14 protein-coding genes and 1 pseudogene are annotated in these 20,451 nt (G+C 70.4%); 9 read left to right on the top strand and 6 right to left on the bottom strand.

From position 1 onward, the window contains the following. Positions 1-488: 488 nt before the first annotated feature. Both RBJ65_RS34830 and ptsP read left to right on the top strand, forming a co-directional pair. The gene (locus RBJ65_RS34830) at positions 489-938 is read left to right on the top strand and encodes a PTS glucose transporter subunit IIA (protein WP_306324262.1); all 450 of its coding nucleotides are present in this window, start codon (positions 489-491) and stop codon (positions 936-938) included. 74 nt (positions 939-1,012) lie between these two features. Then, a complete protein-coding gene (ptsP, locus tag RBJ65_RS34825; RefSeq protein WP_306324263.1) occupies positions 1,013-2,683 on the top strand; it encodes a phosphoenolpyruvate--protein phosphotransferase in 1,671 nt (556 codons plus the stop codon). Between the two features lie 81 nt (positions 2,684-2,764). On the opposite strand, the gene RBJ65_RS34820 is transcribed toward ptsP, so the two are convergent. Next, positions 2,765-3,667, bottom strand: coding sequence for a hypothetical protein (locus RBJ65_RS34820; protein ID WP_306324264.1), 903 nt, complete (start codon positions 3,665-3,667; stop codon positions 2,765-2,767). A gap of 78 nt (positions 3,668-3,745) precedes the next feature. Next, on the bottom strand, positions 3,746-5,719 hold the full coding sequence (locus RBJ65_RS34815) for an acetoacetate--CoA ligase (protein ID WP_306324265.1): 1,974 nt from the start codon (positions 5,717-5,719) through the stop codon (positions 3,746-3,748). 211 nt (positions 5,720-5,930) lie between these two features. Here RBJ65_RS34815 and RBJ65_RS34810 point away from each other — a divergent pair, with 211 nt between their 5' ends. Next, complete coding sequence (locus RBJ65_RS34810; RefSeq protein ID WP_306324266.1) at positions 5,931-8,288, top strand: glycoside hydrolase family 31 protein; 2,358 nt, start codon at positions 5,931-5,933, stop codon at positions 8,286-8,288. A 44-nt stretch (positions 8,289-8,332) separates the two neighbouring features. Here the strand turns inward: RBJ65_RS34810 and RBJ65_RS34805 are convergent, their stop codons facing one another. Further along, entirely contained in the window at positions 8,333-8,869 is a 537-nt protein-coding gene (locus RBJ65_RS34805) for an NUDIX domain-containing protein (protein WP_306324267.1), read from the bottom strand. A gap of 71 nt (positions 8,870-8,940) precedes the next feature. On the opposite strand from RBJ65_RS34805, the gene RBJ65_RS34800 reads away from it, so the two are divergent. The 4 genes from RBJ65_RS34800 to RBJ65_RS34785 all read left to right on the top strand — a co-directional run bounded on the left by RBJ65_RS34800 (position 8,941) and on the right by RBJ65_RS34785 (position 13,374). Continuing rightward, positions 8,941-9,750: a M15 family metallopeptidase gene (locus tag RBJ65_RS34800; protein WP_306324268.1), complete on the top strand. Its 810-nt coding sequence runs from the start codon at positions 8,941-8,943 to the stop codon at positions 9,748-9,750. A gap of 162 nt (positions 9,751-9,912) precedes the next feature. Then, the gene (locus RBJ65_RS34795) at positions 9,913-10,371 is read left to right on the top strand and encodes a Zn-ribbon domain-containing OB-fold protein (protein ID WP_306324269.1); all 459 of its coding nucleotides are present in this window, start codon (positions 9,913-9,915) and stop codon (positions 10,369-10,371) included. Beyond that, positions 10,368-11,558 carry a lipid-transfer protein gene (locus tag RBJ65_RS34790; protein ID WP_306324279.1) on the top strand — a complete coding sequence of 397 codons (1,191 nt, stop codon included), beginning with the start codon at positions 10,368-10,370 and terminating at the stop codon, positions 11,556-11,558. The genes RBJ65_RS34795 and RBJ65_RS34790 overlap by 4 nt, the downstream gene beginning before the upstream one ends. 166 nt (positions 11,559-11,724) lie before the next feature. Continuing rightward, positions 11,725-13,374: a GGDEF domain-containing protein gene (locus RBJ65_RS34785; protein WP_306324270.1), complete on the top strand. Its 1,650-nt coding sequence runs from the start codon at positions 11,725-11,727 to the stop codon at positions 13,372-13,374. Between the two features lie 80 nt (positions 13,375-13,454). Here RBJ65_RS34785 and RBJ65_RS34780 read toward each other — a convergent pair whose 3' ends face one another. After that, a complete protein-coding gene (locus tag RBJ65_RS34780) occupies positions 13,455-13,625 on the bottom strand; it encodes a hypothetical protein (protein ID WP_306324271.1) in 171 nt (56 codons plus the stop codon). Positions 13,626-13,689: 64 nt separating this feature from the next. Here RBJ65_RS34780 and RBJ65_RS34775 point away from each other — a divergent pair, with 64 nt between their 5' ends. Together RBJ65_RS34775 and glpK are read left to right on the top strand one after the other, a co-directional pair. Beyond that, positions 13,690-14,433, top strand: coding sequence for an MIP/aquaporin family protein (locus RBJ65_RS34775; RefSeq protein ID WP_306324272.1), 744 nt, complete (start codon positions 13,690-13,692; stop codon positions 14,431-14,433). A gap of 97 nt (positions 14,434-14,530) precedes the next feature. Then, a complete protein-coding gene (glpK, locus tag RBJ65_RS34770) occupies positions 14,531-16,048 on the top strand; it encodes a glycerol kinase GlpK (protein WP_306324273.1) in 1,518 nt (505 codons plus the stop codon). A gap of 112 nt (positions 16,049-16,160) precedes the next feature. On the opposite strand, the gene RBJ65_RS34765 is transcribed toward glpK, so the two are convergent. Together RBJ65_RS34765 and RBJ65_RS34760 are read right to left on the bottom strand one after the other, a co-directional pair. Beyond that, on the bottom strand, positions 16,161-16,763 hold the full coding sequence (locus RBJ65_RS34765) for an ATP/GTP-binding protein (RefSeq protein ID WP_306324274.1): 603 nt from the start codon (positions 16,761-16,763) through the stop codon (positions 16,161-16,163). Further along, positions 16,744-20,440, bottom strand: a pseudogene (locus RBJ65_RS34760) (hydantoinase B/oxoprolinase family protein). The gene RBJ65_RS34765 and the pseudogene RBJ65_RS34760 overlap by 20 nt, the downstream one beginning before the upstream one ends. Between the last annotated feature and the right edge of the window lie 11 nt (positions 20,441-20,451).

The following is a 20,451-nucleotide window of genomic DNA, read 5'->3' as shown; positions in this document are numbered from 1 at the left end:
CTTCCTTTGTACTCACCCTCTCGGGCTTTCCTCCGGGCGCTTCCCTTCGATCTTACTTTTGGTTCTTGCTGTTTCGCGTTTCCGACTCTATCAGACCGTTTCACCGGCCGATTTCCTCGAAGTTTTCGCCTGCCTGAAGAATCCGCTATCGCGGTCTCTTCCGGCGAGATCGAACACTATCAGTCTTTTCTCGGCCCGCTGACCACACCCTGCAGACATGCAAAAGTAAGGTTCGCAATGCAACTAAGACTTGATAGATGCTGCCGGAGTGTTGGACGCTCGTTGGCGTCGGACTCCCCCAGGCAGGGGTACGACAGTACATCGGTCCCGAGCTTCGGCGCAAATCGTTTGCCTGCGGCCCCTACGTCCGCCAACCGGTACCTCTCGTAGGGAACCGGGACTTTTTATGACTTACGCTTCTGAACAGTGCGCCGTCCAGGACAGGCAGTGACGGCGATCCTGAATCTCCGCCCCCTGGGAGGCTTGCCATGACCAGTGTGACGTCCCCGCTCACCGGACGCGCCATCGGGCTCTCCGCTGTTCCTGACCCGGTGTTCTCCGGTGCGATGGTCGGCCCCGGCTCCGCCATTGACCCCGCGCGCGAGAAGTCCGACGCCGTCGCCCCCGTTGACGGCATCGTGGTGTCCCTTCACCCGCACGCCTTCGTCGTGGTGGACGAAGAAGGCCATGGGGTGCTGACGCACCTGGGCATCGACACCGTCCAGCTCAACGGCGAGGGCTTCGAGCTGCTCGTCAACAAGGGCGACACCGTGACGCGCGGGCAGTCGGTGGTTCGTTGGGACCCAGCCGCCGTCGAGGCCGCCGGCAAGTCGCCGATCTGCCCGGTCGTCGCCCTCGAGGCCACGGCCGAGTCCCTCTCAGACGTAGTCGAGGACGGGGACCTCAAGGCCGGCGACGCGCTCTTCGGCTGGAAGTGACACGCTCCGTCACTGACGGTCGGCTGGAAAATCAACGCGGCGGCAGCGCTCGCCGCACTATCGGAGACGGTGAGATGGAGACAACGCTGCGAGGCGTCGGCGTGAGCCACGGTGTGGCGATCGGCGAGGTTCGGCACATGGGAACGGCGGTGCTCGAGCCGCCGGCCAAGCAGATCCCGGCGGAAGAGGCCGAGCGCGAACAGGGGCGCGCCCGCCAGGCCGTCGAGGCTGTAGCGGCCGACCTGATGGCGCGCGGCAATCTGGCCGGTGGCGAGGCCCAGGCGGTGCTCGAGGCCCAAGCCATGATCGCCCAGGACCCCGAGCTGATGGCCGATGTCGACCGTCGTATCGCCGTCGGGAGCACGGCCGAGCGCGGGATCTACGACGCGTTCTCGCACTATCGCGAGCTCCTCGCCGGTGCCGGTGAGTACATGGCGGGTCGCGTCGCGGACCTCGACGACGTGCGCAACCGCATCGTGGCCCGGCTTCTCGGCGTCCCGATGCCCGGTGTTCCGGACAGCGACAAGCCGTACGTGCTCATCGCGCGTGACCTCGCGCCCGCGGACACCGCGCTTCTCGACCCCGCGCTCGTGCTCGGTTTCATCACCGAGGAAGGCGGGCCGACGAGCCACAGCGCGATCCTGGCCCGCGCCCTTGGAGTGCCGGCCGTGGTGGCTCTCCCGGGTGCGGGTGAGCTCGCCGAGGGCACCGTCGTCGCCGTTGACGGCAGCACCGGTGAGATCTTCGTCGACCCCAGTGCGGAGAAGCGCACCGCGTTGGAGGCCGCGGCCGCCGAGCGCAAGGCGGCGCTCGCCGCCGCGACCGGCCCCGGTGCCACGTCCGACGGTCACAAGGTGCCGCTGCTGGCGAACGTCGGTGGCCCGGCGGACGTACCCGCGGCGGTGGAGGCGGGCGCCGAGGGCGTCGGCCTGTTCCGCACCGAGTTCCTCTTCCTGGACGACAGCAAGAACGCGCCGTCCGAGGAGAAGCAGGTCGAGGCGTACCGGCAGGTGCTGGAGGCGTTCCCCCAGGGCCGCGTCGTGGTGCGTGTGCTCGACGCGGGCGCCGACAAGCCCCTGGACTTCCTGACGCCCGGCGACGAGCCCAACCCGGCTCTGGGCGTGCGGGGCCTGCGGACGCTGCTCGACCACCCGGAGGTGCTGCGCACGCAGCTGACCGCGCTGGCGAAGGCGTCCGAGGGGCTTCCGGTCTACCTCGAGGTCATGGCTCCGATGGTGGCCGACCGCGCCGACGCCAAGGCGTTCGCCGATGCCTGCCGTGCGGCCGGTCTGCAGGCGAAGTTCGGCGCGATGGTGGAGATTCCGTCCGCCGCCCTGCGTGCCCGGTCGGTGTTGCAGGAGGTCGAGTTCCTGTCGCTCGGCACCAACGACCTGGCCCAGTACACGTTCGCCGCGGACCGTCAGGTCGGCGCCGTCTCGCGTCTGCAGGACCCGTGGCAGCCCGCGCTGCTCGACCTGGTCTCGCTGTCCGCCGAGGCGGCGAAGGCCGAGGGCAAGAGCTGTGGCGTCTGCGGTGAGGCCGCGTCCGACCCGCTGCTCGCGTGTGTCCTGACCGGTCTGGGTGTCACCTCCCTTTCCATGGGTGCCGCTTCGATTCCGTACGTGCGGGCGACGCTCGCCAAGTACACGCTGGCGCAGTGCGAGCGAGCGGCCGCTGCCGCGCGTGCGGCCGAGTCCGCCGAGGAAGCGCGCAACGCGGCTCAGGCCGTGCTGTCCGGCGAGTAACCGAGCACGCTCGGCACGATCGGTGTCTTCGGAGGGCGCTCCGCCTTTGGGCGGGGCGCCCTCCGCGCATGTCCGCAGGGATCAGTGGCGGTGCCGCCCTTCCTGCTTCGTGTCGTCCACTGCTGGTGCGGTGCAGTAGTTCACGCCTGGTTCCGGAGCGGAGAGTTCACCGGAGTCCGCGTCGGTGCAGTAGGCGTCGAAGACCCGGCCCGCGGGGATCGGTTGGAGCGCTTCCTCTTTCAGGTGCCAGCCGTAGACCCGGGCTTCCTCGCCTGTGGCCACGCTGCGCACGATGACGGCGGAAGCTCGTCGCGTGACGATCGCCAGCGCCAGTACGGCGGTGACCTCCATGGCCGCGGACTCGTCGACCCTGACCGTGCCGGGTTCGCCGGCGTCGATGCGGAGTACGGCGTGCAGCGACTCCCTGTCGGTGAGCACGCTGCAGACCCAGTGGTGGGCGCCCTCGCCGATCGCGTCGATCACTCGGGCGACGAGGAACGAGGCCCTGGCGAAGGCCATTCGTCCGATGTCCTGCCCGCACGCGGCGCAGGGCCCCGTGCGGGACAGGACGGATGTCGCGTAATCCCAGGTCGCCTGGCGGACGGCCTCTTCCACGAGTTCGGGGACGAGGTCTGCCAGGGGCTGCCCCTGGTAGGCGATTCCGGGGCCCGTCGCGGCGAGTTCCGCGGTGAATCGCGTGCGGCTCGTGGAGCTGTCCGGGTCCAGGCCCTCCGCCGTGCAGAACTCCGCGAACTCGGACGGGTCGAAGAGGGTGACCGTGGTGTGTCCCCCGGCCGCGGCCAGGGTCTTGAGGAGTCCTTCCACTTGGCGCAGGTACGTCGTGTGGTCGTCGAAGGTGAAGCTGCGGTAGCGCCGCATCGCCGCGAAGTCCTGCTCGTCGGCCAACAGGCCGATGGTTCCCGCTACTTCGCGGCGAAGGACGCGCCGCATGCTGGTCGTCCGGCTGGGTTGCGTCTGCCCCATGATTCCCCCTGAGTGCGCTTGACTACTACTCACTCAGAGTAATCGGGGGCACTGACAACGCGACGCTCGGTGACGTCGTCAGGCGCGCTTGCGGGCGATCTCCTCGTAGAACTTGAGGAGTTCGAGGTTGTCGATGGAGCCGGGGTTCACGGCCTTTTCCAGCGGGGTTCCCTGGAGCAGGCGCTTGACGGGGACCTCGATCCGCTTTCCGGTGAGGGTGTGCGGGACGCCGGGGGCTTCGATGACCTCGTCGGGCACGTGGCGCGGAGAGAGCTGTTCGCGGATGACCTGCTTGATGCGGGAACGCAGTGCGTCGTCGAGTGCGGCGCCCGGGGCGAGGTGGACGAAGAGGGGCATCCAGTAGCCGCCGTCGGGCTGTTCCAGGCCGATGACGAGTGACTCACGGATCTCGGGGAGGCGCTCCACGGCCTCGTAGATGTCGGCGGAGCCCATCCGGACGCCCTGGCGGTTGAGGGTGGAGTCGGAGCGGCCGTGGATGACGACGGAGCCGCGCGTGGTCAGCGTGATCCAGTCCCCGTGGCGCCAGGCTCCGGGGTAGGTGTCGAAATAGCTGTCGTGGTAGCGGCTGCCGTCGGGGTCGTTCCAGAAGCGGATCGGCATGGACGGCATCGGGTTGGTGACGACGAGTTCGCCGACCTCGTCGGTCAGGGGGGTGCCCGAGGGGTCCCATGCCTGGAGGTCCGTACCGAGGGCCGGCGCCTGGAGCTCGCCGATGTGGACGGGGAGCGTGGGTACGGCTCCGGCGAAACAGGAGCAGACGTCGGTGCCGCCGCTGACCGAGGCGATCCAGAGGTCGTCGCGCACCTCGTCGTGGAGCCAGCGGAAGCCGTCCGGCGGGAGCGGGGAGCCCGTGGTGGCGACGCACTTGACGCGGGAGAGGTCGTGGTCGCGCGCGGGGTGCACGTCGGCCTTGCGGCAGGCCATGACGTACGCGGCGGAGGTGCCGAAGAAGGTTGCTCCGGTGAGTTCGGCGATCGCCCACTGAGCGCCGGTCTCGGGGTATCCGGGGCTGCCGTCGTAGGTGACGATCGTGGTGCCGGTGAGCAGGCCGCCGACGAGGAAGTTCCACATCATCCAGCCCGTGGACGTGTACCAGAAGAAGCGGTCGTCGGGGCCGAGGTCGCAGTGCAGGCCGATCTGCTTGAGGTGTTCGACGAGGATGCCGCCCTGCGACTGGACGATGGCCTTGGGGAGGCCAGTGGTGCCTGAGGAGTAGAGCACCCACAGCGGGTGGTCGAAGGGCACCTCTTCGTAGACGGGCGTGACGTCGGCGGAGGTGAGGTCGGACCACTCCAGGGCGCCTTCGGGGGCCTTGGTGCCGAGCAGCGGGATGTGTACCACCGCGCGCAGGGAGGGCAGTTCGTCGCGGAGCTCCTGAACGGTGTCGCGGCGGTCGTGCTCCTTGCCGCCGTAGCGGTAGCCGTCGACGGTGAACAGGACGACGGGCTCCACCTGCTGGAAGCGGTCCAGGACGCTGCGTGCGCCGAAGTCGGGGGCGCAGGAGGTCCAGACGGCTCCGACGGCCGCTGTGGCGAGGAGGGCGGCGGCGGCCTCGGGGATGTTGGGCAGGTAGCCGCTGACGCGGTCGCCCGGGCGGACGCCGAGGGCGCGCAGTTCCGCGGCCAGGGAGCCGACCTGCCGGCGCAGCTCGGCCCAGGTGACGGGGCGGGGTTCGTGGGTCTCGTCCACGTGGAGGATCGCGGGGGTGTCCGCGCGCGTGGGGTCGTCCGCCGTGCGCAGGGCGTGCTGCGCGTAGTTGAGCGTGGCTTCCGGGAACCACTCGGCGCCGGGCATGGCGCGGCTGCCGAGCACGCGCGCGTAGGGGTGCGTGAAGCGCACGTCGAACCACTCGGTGACGGCCTTCCAGAACGTTTCGAGTTCGGTGACCGACCAGCGGTGCAGCGCCTCGTAGCCGCCTTCGGCGGGCGCGCCGTGCTGTTCGGCCGCCCAGGCCTGGAACCGTGTGATCTGGGCGTCGGCGATCTGCTGCCGGTCGGGCTGCCAGAGCGGTGACGGGTTCGCGGTGGACATGATGCGGCTCCAGGAAATACGCGGCGTGTGCGTCTCTGGCGCGCACCGCGGAGTGTGCGCCTGACGCGGCTCACTGGACGATGCCACGTGATCGACTTCGGCACCAGGGTGTACCCCACATAGTCAGCCTCGCGAAGATGTGCTGTCACCACGGGTGAACGGCAGTTGAACGCGGCACGCACGCGTGCGCCTCGGTGGCAGGGTGAGCAGCATGGATGGTCGTGACCTGGTGCGCTTGGCGAAGACGATCTCGTTTGTGGGGTCGCCCCAAGGGCTGCGCGCCGTGCGGGCGTCGTGGCGGCATCGTCGCGCGGACTCCGTGGGGCTGCGCCGGCGGGGTCCCCAGCGAGCCAGGGTCCCGGGCTCCGTGGTCGGTGTGACGCCCGAGCCGGGTGGCGGTCTGGTGCGGTTCACGCGGTCCCGGCTGCGCATCACGGTCACGGTGAGCGGTGCTCTCTTCTGGGGCTGGGACGGTGCCGAACCCGAGCCCTCGTACGGGCTTGCCGGGGTGTGCCCAGAGGCGGATTCGCGGGCGGTGCTCGAGCCGGACAAGGACGGTGGCTGGCGGGTGGTGTCCGAGCGGGTGACCGTCGTGGTCTCCCGGCACGGCGCCTTGGAGGTGCGTACGCCTGGCGGGGTGCTGTTGCGCCGCGATCTGCCGCCGCGCTGGTGGGAGCCCGAGGACGGCGGCGAGGCGCGCTGGGCGCAGCGTTCCGAGGTCGCCGCGGACGCGCGCTTCTTCGGTCTGGGAGGGCGCGCCTGCGGCCCGCGGCTGCGCGATGCGACGTACCGGTTGTGGAACACGGATCCGGGCGGTTCGTTCGGTCCGCGGGACGATCCGCTGTCGCTGACGATGCCGGTGCAGATGGTGGTCGCGGACGCCGGGACGCACCTGGTGTTCCACGACAACACCTGGGACGGGGTCGTCGGCCTCCGTGAGGGCCGCGAGGGCGCGGGCTCCGGGCACGACTGCGCCGGGACGTCGGAACTGAGCATGGAGGGCGGCCCGTTGCGCTGCTGGGTGGTGGTGGGTACCCCCGCGCGCGTACTGCACGTATGGACTCAGTTGACCGGTGCGCCGACGGTGCCTCCGGGCTGGGCGCTGGGCCACCAGCACGCGCGGTGGGGGTTCGGGAGCGAGCAGGAGGTGCGTCGCGTCGTGGCCGGCTACAGGGAGCGCGATCTGCCCTTGGAGGCGGTCCATCTGGACATCGATCACCTCGCGGCGCGGCAGGTCTTCACCGTGGACCGCGAGCGGTTTCCCTCCTTGCCCAGGATGGCCGAACAGTTGCGCGGTGAGGGGGTCCGGTTGGTGTCGATCGTCGATCCGGCGGTCAAGGCGCAGCGGGGCAATGCCGTGTACGACGGAGGGCGGGCGATCGACGCCTTCGTGCACGACGCGAAGGGGCGGCCGGTGCGTGGGGTCGTGTGGCCCGGTGAGTCGATGTATCCGGACTTCACAGCGGAGCGGGTGCGCAAGTGGTGGGGCGGTCTCTACGAGGAGCGTCTCGCGCAGGGTTTCTCCGGCTTCTGGCACGACATGAACGAGCCGGTGTCCTTCGCGGCGTTCGGTGAGCCGACGCTCCCCCGTTCGTCGCGCCACGCGGTCGAGGGGCGCGGCGGAGACCATCGGGAGGCGCACAACGTGTACGCGCTGTGCATGGCGCGCGCGGGCTACGAGGCGCTGCGCGAACTGCAGCCGCAGGAGCGGCCGTTCCTGTTCTCGCGGTCCGGTTGGGTGGGGTTGCAGCGCTACGGAGGGACGTGGTCGGGGGATGTCGCCACCGAGTGGGCCGGACTGCGTGCCTCGCTCTCCTTGGTGGTGGGGCTCGGGTTGTGCGGGGTGCCGTATTCGGGGCCTGATGTGGGCGGGTTCGACGGGATGCCGTCAGCGGAGCTGTTTGTCCGCTGGTTCCAAATGGGCGCCTACATGCCGCTGTTCCGTACTCATTCGGCGCTGCGGGCGGGCCGGCGCGAGCCGTGGGTGTTCGGTGAGGAGGTGCTCGGGCACGCGCGCGTGGTGCTGGAGGAGCGGCGTCGCCTCTCTCCGTACTTCATGACCCTCGCGCGTCTCGCCCGGCGCACTGGCGCCCCGTATGTGCGGCCCTTGTGGTGGGGCGCTCCGGAGGACAGGGCGTTGCGGGACTGCGAGGACGCCTTCTTGTTGGGCGACTGCCTGTTGGTGGCCCCCGTCCTGGAGCCGGGAGTCGACCGCCGCACCGTGCGGCTGCCACCGGGGCGTTGGTACGACACCGCGACCGGTCAGGCGTTCGAGGGGCCTGGACAGGTCACGGTGGACGCACCGCTGTCGCGCATCCCGGTGCTCGCGCGTGGTGGGGCGGTTCTTCCCGTGCGCGAGCCGGACGGCGGCATCGCCTTGGAGGCGTGGGCGCCGGCGCCCGGGCGTTCGGGCGGCGGACACGCGGCACGTGAGGTCGGGGACGGCTGGGAGGAGCCGGAGATCGAGCGGTTCCGGGCACGCTGGAGCGAGGGGCGTGTGGTGGTCGAGGCGGACCGGGAGAACGGCGAGTGCGCACCGCGGTACCCGGTGCGCGTGCGCGGCCTGTGAGCGGTTCGCGCCGCATGGAGGCTGCGCCCGCGCGCGCGTGACGCCTACACGTAGCGGCCTTCGAACCAGGCCTTCACCGCCAGCGTGTGGAGGGGGAAGGCCAGTTCGGCCGGGCGGCGCAGGAGGTGCCAGCCGTCCGTCTCGTCGGTGGGCGCGCTGGCGGGCAGGAAGCCTGCCGGGCGCTCGGGCAGGAGGCCGAAGAGCAGGAGGTGGCCGTCCGGGGCGCTCATGGCGTCCACGAGGCGTACGTCGCGTGCCGCGGCGACGATGCCCGTCTCCTCCTGGAGTTCGCGGACGACGGCCCGCCTCCAGTCCTCCCGGTCGTCGATGAAGCCGCCGGGCAGCGCGGGCTCCCCGCGCGCTGGGGCGATGGTTCGGGTGATCGCGACGAGTGCCGTGCCGACGGTGTCGTACACGGGCTGCAGGGCAACGGCCACGGGGAGCGGGTTGCGGTAGGCGACGAAGTCGCAGGCCCGGCAGGTGCGGGGCCAGCCGTGCACCTCGGGTCCGTAGGCGGCCCCACAGCTCGAACAGTGGGAATCCGGAACGGGGTTGAGCGTGGGATGGGTTGATGCGGACACGGCGCGGACTGTATCCGATCACCGGGTGCCGGTCTTCCCCGACCGGTCCGCCTCCTGATAGGAGCTGATCCATGAATCGAGCCTCTACCGCTCTGCGGAAACTCGCCGCCGTGACCGCCGCCGCACTGCTAGGGGTGGCCGCTGCCCCTTCGGCCGCCGAGGCGACGCCCGACCCCAAGGCGCCCAAGGATTTCGTGGCTCTCCATGACGTCGATCCCACGATCATCCAGGAGATGCGCTACTACACGGCGCACGACTTCGTCGGTGAGCGCGTCGACGGCTACAAGAAGCCGATGTGCCTCCTCACGAGACCTGCCGCGCAGGCGCTCCACAGGGCACAGCTCGGCCTCCTGAAGGAGGGCTACTCCCTGAAGGTGTACGACTGTTACCGGCCACAGCGCGCGGTCGACCACTTCGTCCGCTGGGCGAAGGACCTCGACGACCAGAGGATGAAGGCGGAGTTCTATCCCCGCGTCGACAAGACCCGCCTGTTCGCGGACGGTTACATCGCGGAGAAGTCGGGTCACAGTCGTGGTTCCACCCTGGATCTGACCGTCGTGAAGCTGCCCGCCCAGCCCACGCGTCCTTATGTGCCCGGGGAGAAGCTCACGCCCTGCTACGGGCCCAAGGAGGAACGCTTCCCCGACAACTCGTTGGACATGGGGACGGGCTTCGACTGCTTCGACACGCTCGCCCACACGGACGACCCGCGCATCAAGGGGGTGCAGCGGGCCAACCGGGATCTGCTGCGCGACGCGCTCGGCGCTCAGGGGTTCGTGAATCTGCCTGAGGAGTGGTGGCACTACACGTACAAGCCCGAGCTGTTTCCGGACACGTACTTCGACTTTCCGATCTCCAGGCGTTCGCTGACGGGGCGGTGAGGTGACGGGTGCGACCGGAAGCACCCCCGTGGGTCCCGGTCGCACCCTCACCGTTACACGGACGCCGGCCGGACGTGGACGGTTCTGCGGGCCCCCTGACGTCATTCGGTTCCCCGTGGCACACTTCTGACGTTCCGTCAGATTCATTGCAGGGGAGGCGCTGTGGCGCGTACGCGTACACCTGTCGTGGCCGATTGGTTCACCGGAGAGGGGGACGACTTCCGCCTTCTGGGCACACGCTGTTCCGCGTGTGCGTCGGTGTTCTTTCCGCGCGAGGACGGGGCGTGCCGCAATCCCGCGTGCGGGAGTGGCGACCTGGTCGAGCAGCCCCTGTCGCGCCGAGGACGCGTCTGGTCGTACACGGACGCCAGATACCGGCCGCCGGAACCGTATGTGTCGGATCGGGAACTTCCGTGGGAGCCCTACCCGTTGATCGCTGTGGAGCTTGAAGCCGAGCGATTGGTCGTGCTCGGGCAGGGGGCTCCGGGCGTCTCCGTGGCCGATCTCGCGGTCGGCATGGAGGTGGAGGTCGTACCGGGTGTGCTGAACGAGGAAGGGGACGAGGCGACCGGGACGACGTGGACGACGTGGCACTGGCGGCCGACGGGGGTGACGGCATGACGGGGGACGTGGCGGTTCTCGGCGCGGGCATGCACCCGTGGGGCAAGTGGGGGCGGAGCTTCGTCGAGTACGGGGTCGCGGCGGCGCGGGCCGCGCTCGCCGACGCCGGGGTCGACTGGCGCGACGTGGGCTCGATCGTCGGCGCGGACACGGTGCGCGGCGGCTATCCCGGCTACGTGGCGGGCGCGACGTTCGCCAAGGCGCTCGGGTGGCAGGGCGCGCGCGTGGCGAGCGTGTACGCGGCCTGCGCCTCGGGGGCACAGGCGGTCAACACCGCGCGGGCGCAGATCCTTTCGGGCCTCGCGGACGTCGTGCTCGTGGTGGGGGCAGACGCCGCACCCAAGGGGTTCTTCAAGCCCGCGGGCGGCGACCGCCCGGACGATCCCGACTGGCTGCGCTTCCGCGCGCTCGGGGCGACCAACCCGACGTACTTCGGTCTGTACGCGCGCCGGAGGATGGCCGTGCACGGCGACACGCTCGAGGACTTCGCCCAGGTCAAGGTGAAGAACGCGGCATCGGGCAAGCTCAACCCGAACGCGCGCTACCGCAAGACGGTGACGGCCGAGGAGGTCGCCGCCTCCGCCGTGGTCGCCGATCCGCTGCGGCTGCTCGACATCTGTGCCACGTCGGACGGCGGTGCGGCGCTGGTGCTGTCCAGCATGGAGTTCGCGCGGCGGCACGGTGCGGCGGATCCGGTCCGCATCAGGGCCGTGTCGACGGTGACGCCGACGTATCCGAACACCGTGCTCGACCTCCCGGACATCGCCACAGACTCGGCCGCCGGGGTCGCACCGGAAGGCCCCACATTCCGCGCCTCGATCGCCCGCGCCGCCTACGAGGAGGCGGGAATCGGCCCGGAGGACCTCTCCCTGGCAGAGGTCTACGACCTGTCCACGGCCTTGGAGTTGCAGTGGTACGAGGACCTGGGGCTGTGCGGCGAGGGCGAGGGCGCCAAGATGCTGCGGGAGGGCGCGACCGCTCCCGGCGGCCGAATACCCGTCAACAGCAGCGGCGGCCTCGCCTCCTTCGGGGAAGCGGTTCCGGCGCAGGCGATCGCCCAGGTCTGCGAGCTGACATGGCAGCTGCGGGGCGCGGCGGGCGAGCGGCAGGTGGCCGGGGCCAGGGTCGGCATCACGGCCAACCAGGGCCTGTTCGGCCACGGTTCGTCGGTCGTCGCGGTGCGCTGACCCACGTATGCGTACGCAGCGTGGCGGTGCGCTGAGCGCTGCATGCGTACGTAGCGCGGCGGCGCGCCGAGCACCGTATGCGTACGCAGCGTGGTCGTGCGGGAATGCTGCGTGAACAGCGCGTGAACCGGCCCTCATGGGGTCCGTGTGACGCCATCATGCTGCCGTGCGCACCTGGTCGGACAGCCTCCGCTTCGCCTTCCAGCCCGTGGTCAATCTGGCCACGGGATCGGCGGCGGCCCTGGAGATACTCGCCCGCCCCGAGTCGGGCGGTGTGCTCGCGCGGGCACGTCGCGAGCCCGAACTCGACGGCGAACTCGCCGCGTTGGCGATCCGCGAGGCCGCGCGCCGGGAGACGCTGCTGCCGCTGCACGTGAACGTGTTCGCGGGCACGCTCGCCGACCTGGGCGGTCTCGACGCGCTGCGGTGCGCGGTGCGGGACGTGGGCAGGTTGCCTTGGGAGGTGACGGTCGATGTGGGTCCGCCCTTCACACACGTGCCGCACCGTGCGCTCCTGGAGGGCGTCGCGGTGCTACGCAAGGAGGGCTTCCGGGTCTGCGCGGACGGCGTGGGGGACGGCGACGTACCGCTGCGGCTGCTCGACGATCTGGCGCCCGACCTGGTCAAGCTCGACGCCTCGCTGCTGTCGCGCGGGGCGACGGTGCGGGCCATGCGGACGCTGTGCGAGGAGCTCGGCGCGCTGCTCGCCGTCGAGGGCGTGGAGACGGAGACGCAGTTCGCCGCGGCCAGGGGCGCCGGGGCGCAGCTCGCGCAGGGCGACCTGTTCGCTCCGGCGGCCCGGTTGCCGATCAGCGAGGTGTACGTCCCCGAACTACCCGCGGGAACCGGTGCGTCGCGACCTGCCGGGCCGCCGGTGCGGGACTTCGTGCGGCCCGCGGCGCTGCTGCCCGAGTCGGCCTCCGCGGAGCAGGTGCGGCGGCGGCTCACCGGGGCGGCCGAGGTGTCCGGGGTGCTGCTCGTGAACGCGGCCGGGGTGCCCGTGCGGTCGGTGCAGCGGGACCGCTTCCTGCTGTCGCTGTCCACGCGCTACGGGCACGCACTGTACGCCGACCGGCCCGCCGCGCGGCTCGGCGACCGGCCGCGCACGGTGGGCGTCACCGCGACCGCCTGGGAGGTGCTCGACGTGGTCGCGGACGGCGATGACGCCCGCACCGCGGACGATGTCGCCGTGGTGGACGACGCGGGGCGCTGCGTGGGCGTCGTACGCCTCACCGACCTCGTACGGGCGCTGGCCGAGAGCCGGGTCGAGGAGGCTGCCGGGCTCAACCCCCTGACGCGGCTTCCGGGTTCGGACGCCGTGACTGGCGAGCTGGACCGCTGGCTGGCACAGGGCCGCGGCTTCGCCCTGAGCTGGCTGGACATCGACGGGTTCAAGCAGGTCAACGACGGCGCGGGGTTCGCGGCAGGCGACGAGTTGATCCGGTCCGTGGGGCGGGCTCTCTCGCGTACGGAGTCGGAGGCCGTGCGGGTGGGGCACATCGGCGGCGACGACTTCCTGGTCCTCGCCGATCCGGAGCGGCTCAGTCCGCTGGCGGCCGAAGTGCTCGACGCCCCCTGGTCGGCCGGCGGCAGAGCGGTGACCCTGTCGCTGGCCACCGTGGTGTGCCCGCCGGGCAGCGTGCCGGACCACCGGCGCGCCGCCGCGCTGCTCGCCCCGCTGAAGAAGGCCGCGAAGGCGCTCACCGGGGCGAGTTGGGTGTGCGGGCAGGCGGGGCGCGAAGGTTTCGACGTGCGCCGCGGCGCGCACGCCACGGCTTCGGCGCCCCCTCGGAGAGGAGCCCGCGCCGCCGATTAACCGTTGCCGTCCGCGACCTTGACGCTCCAGTACGGCCGGTGAACACTTCCGGGTGTCAGTCGGCATCGCCGCAAATCGGCCTACCGCTGCTCGGGGTCCTCGCTGCCCCAGGTGCGTATTCCTGCCGGGGTGTGGCAGGTCAGGGCCGCTCCCCCACGTGTGGTTCCGGCTGTACGGGCACGCTCGTCACGGATGCCGGGCGGGGCGCGGGGCTCCCCTGCCTTCGGCTGCCGTAGTTCAGAACCAGCCATGGGAAACGCACCCTGCACGGAGGACCGGGGAGCAATGCCCCCGGGCGAGGGCCTAGGAGCCGCCATGAGCAACGGAGACATCTTCGTCGGTGAGGTCATCGGCACCGCCATCCTGATCCTGTTCGGCGCGGGCGTCTGCGCCGCCGTCACCCTGAAACACTCCAAGGCGAAGGCCTCCGGCTGGGTCGTCATCGCGTTCGGCTGGGGCTTCGGCGTGCTGGCCGGGGCTTATACGGCCGCGCCGCTGTCGGGTGGTCACCTGAACCCCGCGGTCACCATCGGCATCGCGGTCGACACCGGCAAGTGGGACAAGGTCTGGATCTATCTGCTCGGCCAGATGGTCGGCGCGATGATCGGCGCCGTCCTCGCCTACCTGGTGTATCTCGCGCAGTTCAACGCCAACGTCGCGTCGGGCGAGGGCGGCACGGAGGACGGTCCGACGCCGACGCTCGGCATCTTCTCGACGATCCCCGAGATCCGGAACCTGGTCGCGAACCTGCTCACCGAGATCATCGCGACGATCGGCCTGGTCCTGCCCATCCTGGCGTTCGGGCTCACCAAGGGGCTCGGCGAGTCCGGTACGCAGGTGCTGATCGTGGCGCTCCTCGTCGTCGGCATCGGTCTGTCGCTCGGCGGGCCGACGGGGTACGCGATCAACCCCGCGCGCGACCTGGGGCCGCGCATCGTGCACCAGTTCCTGCCCATTCCCAACAAGGGGACGTCCGACTGGAGTTACGCCCTCGTCCCGGTCGTCGGACCGCTCGTCGGCGGCGCGCTGGCGGGGCTCATCTACAACGCGGCGTTCTGACACACCGCCTGACACACAGCCTGATACGCCGCCTGATACGCCGCAGCGTTCCGAAGCGCAGAAGCACTCCCGACCGTCTTCTCACGAAGGGGTAGCCATGCCCGACACTTCCGTGAAGTACGTCGCCGCCATCGATCAGGGCACGACCTCGAGCCGCTGCATCATCTTCAACCAGGACGGCGAGATCGTCGCCGTCGACCAGCGCGAACACCGCCAGATCTTCCCGAAGCCGGGCTGGGTCGAGCACGACGCCACCGAGATCTGGTCCAAGGTCCAGGCCGTGGTCGCGGGCGCGATCGCCAAGGCGGGGCTGCGCGCGGACCAGCTCAGCGCCCTGGGCATCACCAACCAGCGTGAGACGACGGTCCTTTGGGACCGGGCGACCGGAAAGCCGGTGCACAACGCGATCGTGTGGCAGGACACGCGGACCTCCGCGCTGTGCAACGAGTTGGGCGGCGCCGACGGGCAGGACCGTTTCCGCGAGACGACCGGCCTGCCCCTGGCGAGCTACTTCTCCGGGCCGAAGGCGGCCTGGCTGCTCGACAATGTGCCGGGGCTGCGGGCCAGGGCCGAGCGCGGCGAACTCGCCTTCGGCACGATCGACTCGTGGCTCATCTGGAACCTCACGGGCGGCACCGACGGCGGCGTGCACGTCACCGACGTCACGAACGCCGGGCGCACCATGCTGATGAGCCTGGAGACGCTCCAATGGGACCCGTCGATCCTGTCGGCGATGAGCGTCCCGGAGTCGATGCTTCCCGAGATCCGTTCGTCCGCGGAGGTCTACGGAACAGCGGTCGGGCAACTGGCCGGCGTGCCGGTGGCCTCGGCGCTCGGCGACCAGCAGGCGGCCGTGTTCGGGCAGGCCTGCTATGACACCGGGACCGCGAAGAACACCTACGGGACGGGAAGCTTCCTGCTGCTCAACACCGGCAACCGGCCGGTGCCCTCGAAGAGCGGGCTGCTCACCACCATGGGGTACAAGATCGGCTCCGAGGCGCCCGTGTACTGCCTCGAAGGGTCGATCGCGATCACCGGCGCGCTGGTGCAGTGGTTCCGCGACCAGCTCGGCATCATCAAGACGGCCGACGAGATCGAGACGCTCGCCGCGAGCGTGGACGACAACGGCGGCGCCTACATCGTGCCCGCGTTCTCCGGCCTGTTCGCGCCCTACTGGCGCTCCGACGCGCGCGGCGTCGTCACCGGCCTCACCAGGTACGTCACCAAGGCGCACCTGGCACGTGCCGTCCTGGAGGCGACGAGTTGGCAGACCCGTGAGGTCGTCGACGCCATGTACCAGGACTCCGGGGTGCAGATCACGACCCTGAAGGTCGACGGCGGCATGACGAAGAACAACCTCCTCATGCAGCACCAGGCGGACGTCCTGGGCGTGCCCGTGATCCGGCCCAGGGTCTCCGAGACGACGTGTCTGGGCGCCGCGTACGCCGCCGGGCTCGCGACGGGCGTGTGGAACGACCTGGACGAGCTCAAGGCGCACTGGCAGCGCGACGCCGAGTGGACTCCCGCGATGGACGCGGGCGTTCGGGACCGCGAGTACCACAACTGGCGCAAGGCCGTGGACAAGAGCCTCGGCTGGCACGAGGACGGCGCGTAGACCACGTCCACGCGCGTGTGCACGCGCGCGTGGTGAGGTACAGCCATGCACGCGCGCGTATGCGGCGGTTCGGACCCCGGTCGGCGGGGGTGCGGACCGCCGCTTCGTGTGCTCAGGTCCCCGCGGGCTGCTTGTGTTCGGCCGCGTTCGCCGCGTGCCCGACGACGCTGATCAGGACCTCCTTGACCGACTCCTTGTCGCGCGCGTCGCACAGGACCACCGGAACGTCCTCGTCGAGGTCGAGCGCCTGCCGGACCGCGTCGGCGGGGTAACGGTCGGCACCGTCGAAGCAGTTGACGCCGACGATGAACGGTATGGAGCGCTTCTCGAAGTAGTCGACCGCGGCGAAGCAGTCCTCCAGGCGGCGGGTGTCCGCGAGGACGACGGCCCCGAGCGCGCCGGTCGACAACTCGTCCCACAGGAACCAGAAACGGTCCTGGCCCGGCGTGCCGAAGAGGTACAGCACCAGGTCGTCGCGGAGCGTGATCCGGCCGAAATCCATCGCCACCGTAGTGGTGCTCTTGCGTTCGACGCCCGCGATGTCGTCTACAGGGCGGCCCGCCTCCGTAAGAAGTTCCTCCGTGCGCAGCGGCCGGATCTCGCTCACCGCGCCGACCAGCGTCGTCTTGCCCACACCGAAGCCTCCGGCCACCAGGATCTTGAGCGTCACGGGCTCGACGGGGGCCTTGCGGCGCTCAGAACGCCCGAAGATCATGGTTTTGTCTCTCCTGCCTCGCTGATGTCGCTGTGTCGGGTGCTGCTGTTCGCGTCGGGCGGCCCATAGCCGCCGCCTCCGGGCGTCTCGACGACGAGTACGTCGCCGGGGGCCACGTCGGCCGTGTCGCTGCCGTCGAGCCGGTTGACGGTGCCGTCCACGCGCTCCACGGAGTTGGCGCCGAGCGCTCCGGGTGCGCCGCCCGCCATCCCGTAGGGCGGCACCCTGCGGTGCTGGGACAGCGTGGAGACGGTCATCGGCTCACGGAAGCGGATGCGCCGCACGGCGCCGTCGCCGCCCCGCCAGCGGCCCGCTCCCCCGCTGCCGCGCCGCACCGTGAACTCCTCCAAGAGGACGGGCAGCCGCCATTCGAGGACCTCGGGGTCGGTGAGCCGTGAGTTGGTCATGTGGGTCTGTACGACGGGTGCTCCGGGGAAGCCGTCTCCGGCGCCGGAGCCGGAGGCCACCGTCTCGTAGTACTGGTGGCGCGCGTTTCCGAAGGTGACGTTGTTCATGGTGCCGGAGCCCTCGGCCTGCACGCCCAGGGCCGCGTAGAGGGCGCCGGTGATGGCCTGTGAGGTCTCCACGTTGCCCGCGACGACCGCGGCGGGCGGCTCCGGTGACAGGAAGGAGCCGGGCGGCACGACGATGTTCAGGGGGCGCAGGCAGCCGTCGTTGAGCGGGATGTCGTCGTCGACGAGCGTCCGGAAGACGTACAGGACGGCGGCGTTGACGACAGCGAACGGGGCGTTGAAGTTCGTGTCCAGCTGGGCGGAGGTGCCGGTGAAGTCGATGGTGGCGCTGCGCTGCCCGCGATCCACGCCGACCCGGACGCGGATGACCGCGCCGGAGTCGGTCTCGTAGCCGAACTCGCCGTCCTCCAGGGCGTCGATGACACGACGTACGGATTCCTCGGCGTTGTCCTGTACGTGCTTCATGTAGGCGAGCACGACGTCCAGGCCGAAGTTCTCGATCATGCGGGCGACTTCGTCGACGCCCTTCTGGTTGGCGGCGATCTGAGCGCGGAGGTCGGCGAGGTTCGTGCGCGGATTGCGGGTGGGGTGCGGCGCCTCGGTGAGCAGGCGCAGCGTCTCCTCCTCGCGGAACCGGCCGGCCTCCACGAGCAGCCAGTTGTCGAAGAGCACTCCTTCTTCGTCGATGGTGCGGCTGTTCGCGGGCATGGAGCCGGGGGCGATGCCGCCGATCTCCGCGTGATGCCCGCGTGAGGCGACGTAGAACAGGATCCGGTCACCGGCCGTGTCGAAGACCGGGGTGATCACGGTGACGTCGGGCAGGTGCGTGCCGCCGTGGTACGGGTCGTTGACGGCGTAGGTGTCGCCGGGCCGCATGGTCGCGGCGCGGCGTCGGATGACCTCCTTGACGCTCGTGCCCATGGAGCCCAAGTGCACGGGAATGTGCGGGGCGTTGGCGACGAGGCTGCCGTCGGGGTCGAAGAGGGCACAGGAGAAGTCCAGGCGTTCCTTGATGTTGACGGACTGCGAGGTCGACTCGAGCCGGGCGCCCATCTGTTCCGCGATCGACATGAAGAGGTTGTTGAAGACCTCGAGCCTCACCGGATCGAGTGATGCGTCGACTTCAGCGCTCGAATCGGAACTCTCTGTAATCACCGAGCGTTTCAAGATCAGGTGGCCGTCGTCCGCGAGGGCCGCCCGCCATCCGTCGTCGACGACGGTCGTCGAGCCGTCCTCGGCGATGACCGCCGGCCCCTCGACGGGCTCGCCGGGCGGGAGTTGGGCCCGGTGGTGGAGGGGTACGTCCCGCCAGGCCCCGCCGGTGTGCAGGCGGACGGCGGCCGGGGCGGTCGAAGCATTGGGAGCGGTAGAAGCGGTGGCGCGGGGCGCGAGATGCGAGAGATCGGGGGGATCGGTCAGGCCAGTGGCCTCTACGGAGAGTGATTCGACGACGAGCGGTCGGTCGAGGGTGAAGGAGTAGTGAGCGCGATGACGTTTCTCGAAGGCGCGGGTCATGGTGTCGGGTTCGGCGAGTTCCACGGTGAGCGCGGTGTCCGTGCCGTCATAGCGGAGCTGTGCCCTGCGCACGATCCGAATGCGCTCCTCCGGGACGTCCTCGGCGCGCAGTTCCTCGCGTGCGGCGCTCTCCAGATCGTCGGCGGTCTTCAGGATGTGCGGCATCGAGGAGGTGTCGACGGTGGCCTCGACGGACTGCTCCCGCATGGCCGTCGTGTCGGCGAGCCCGATGCCGAGCGCCGACAGGACGCCCGCCATGGGCGGTACGAGGACGGTGCGGATGCCGAGTTCGTCGGCGACCTTGCACGCGTGCTGGCCACCCGCACCACCGAAGGTGGTGAGGGCGTAGCGGGTGACGTCGTGGCCCTTCTGTACGGAGATGCGCTTCACGGCGTTCGCGATGTTCGCCACGGCGACCTGGAGGTAGCCCTCGGCGACCTGCTCCGGGGTGCGCTCGTCGCCGGTCCGTTCGCGGATCTCGGTGGCGAGGGCGGCGAAGCGGTCTCGTACCAGCTCGTCGTCGAGCGGCTGGTCGCCTTCGGGGCCGAACACGTGGGGGAAGTACGCGGGTTGGACGCGCCCGAGGGCGACGTTGGCGTCGGTGACCGTCAGCGGGCCGCCGCCCCGGTAGCAGGCGGGGCCGGGCACCGCGCCTGCCGAGTCGGGGCCGACGCGGTAGCGGCTGCCGTCGAAGTGCAGCACGGAGCCGCCGCCCGCGGCGACGGTGTGGATGTCGAGCATGGGCGCTCGCAGCCGCACCCCGGCGATCCGCGTGGTGAGGACCCGCTCGTACTCGCCCGCGAAGTGCGAGACGTCCGTGGAGGTGCCGCCCATGTCGAAGCCGATGACCCGGTCGAAGCCCGCTCGGCCCGACATCCGGGCCATGCCCACGATGCCGCCCGCGGGCCCGGACAGGATGGCGTCCTTGCCGCGGAACTGACCGGCCTCCGCGAGCCCGCCGTTGGACTGCATGAACATCAGGCATACGTCGGGGAGTTGGTCGGCGACCTGGCGGACGTAGCGGCGCAGGACGGGCGACAGGTAGGCGTCGACCACGGCGGTGTCGCCGCGTGGCACGACCTTCATGAGTGGGCTGACCTCGCTGGACAGCGAGATCTGCGGGAAGCCGACGCACTCGGCGAGGGCGCCGATCTCGCGCTCGTGGTCCGGGTGGAGGTGGCTGTGCAGGCAGACGACGGCGACGGCCCGAATGCCGTCCTCGTAGGTCCGGCGCAGGGCCGCTTCGAGGGAGTCGAGGTCGAGCGGGGTGAGCACCTCGCCCTGGGCGTCCACGCGTTCGTCGACCTCGATGACGCGCTCGTGGAGCAGTTCGGGCAGCTCGATGCGGCGGGCGAAGATGCGGGGCCGGTTCTGGTAGGCGATCCGCAGGGCGTCGCGGAAGCCGCGGGTGATGACGAGGGCGGTCGGTTCGCCGCGCCGCTCCAAGAGGGCGTTGGTGGCGACCGTTGTGCCCATGCGGACGGAGTCGATGGGTTCACCCGCTCCGGCCACAGGCGCCGACTCCGTGTGCTCGCCGAGGAGTTCACGGATCGCGAAGACGGCCGGGTCCGCGTAGCGCGACGGATTGTCGGAGAGCAGTTTGTGTGTCACCAGGCGGCCGTCGGGCCGCTTGGTGACGACATCCGTGAAGGTTCCGCCTCGGTCGATCCAGAACTGCCAGCCTGCCACGTGTGTCTCCC

Origin of the sequence: Streptomyces sp. KL109B, assembly GCF_030766935.1 — a bacterium.
Classification (GTDB): domain Bacteria; phylum Actinomycetota; class Actinomycetes; order Streptomycetales; family Streptomycetaceae; genus Streptomyces.
Note: the sequence above shows the minus strand (reverse complement) of the source record. Positions and strands in the feature narration are given on the sequence as shown.

Bases quoted from the DNA above. Each gene is read 5' to 3' on its own strand.
- RBJ65_RS34775 (WP_306324272.1), top strand. From the start codon at position 13,690: ATGAGCAACGGAGACATCTTCGTCGGTGAGGTCATCGGCACCGCCATC.
- RBJ65_RS34830 (WP_306324262.1), top strand. From the start codon at position 489: ATGACCAGTGTGACGTCCCCGCTCACCGGACGCGCCATCGGGCTCTCC.
- ptsP (WP_306324263.1), top strand. From the start codon at position 1,013: ATGGAGACAACGCTGCGAGGCGTCGGCGTGAGCCACGGTGTGGCGATC.
- RBJ65_RS34810 (WP_306324266.1), top strand. From the start codon at position 5,931: ATGGATGGTCGTGACCTGGTGCGCTTGGCGAAGACGATCTCGTTTGTG.
- glpK (WP_306324273.1), top strand. From the start codon at position 14,531: ATGCCCGACACTTCCGTGAAGTACGTCGCCGCCATCGATCAGGGCACG.
- RBJ65_RS34790 (WP_306324279.1), top strand. From the start codon at position 10,368: ATGACGGGGGACGTGGCGGTTCTCGGCGCGGGCATGCACCCGTGGGGC.
- RBJ65_RS34765 (WP_306324274.1), bottom strand. From the start codon at position 16,763: ATGATCTTCGGGCGTTCTGAGCGCCGCAAGGCCCCCGTCGAGCCCGTG.
- RBJ65_RS34780 (WP_306324271.1), bottom strand. From the start codon at position 13,625: ATGGCTGGTTCTGAACTACGGCAGCCGAAGGCAGGGGAGCCCCGCGCC.
- RBJ65_RS34800 (WP_306324268.1), top strand. From the start codon at position 8,941: ATGAATCGAGCCTCTACCGCTCTGCGGAAACTCGCCGCCGTGACCGCC.
- RBJ65_RS34820 (WP_306324264.1), bottom strand. From the start codon at position 3,667: ATGGGGCAGACGCAACCCAGCCGGACGACCAGCATGCGGCGCGTCCTT.
- RBJ65_RS34815 (WP_306324265.1), bottom strand. From the start codon at position 5,719: ATGTCCACCGCGAACCCGTCACCGCTCTGGCAGCCCGACCGGCAGCAG.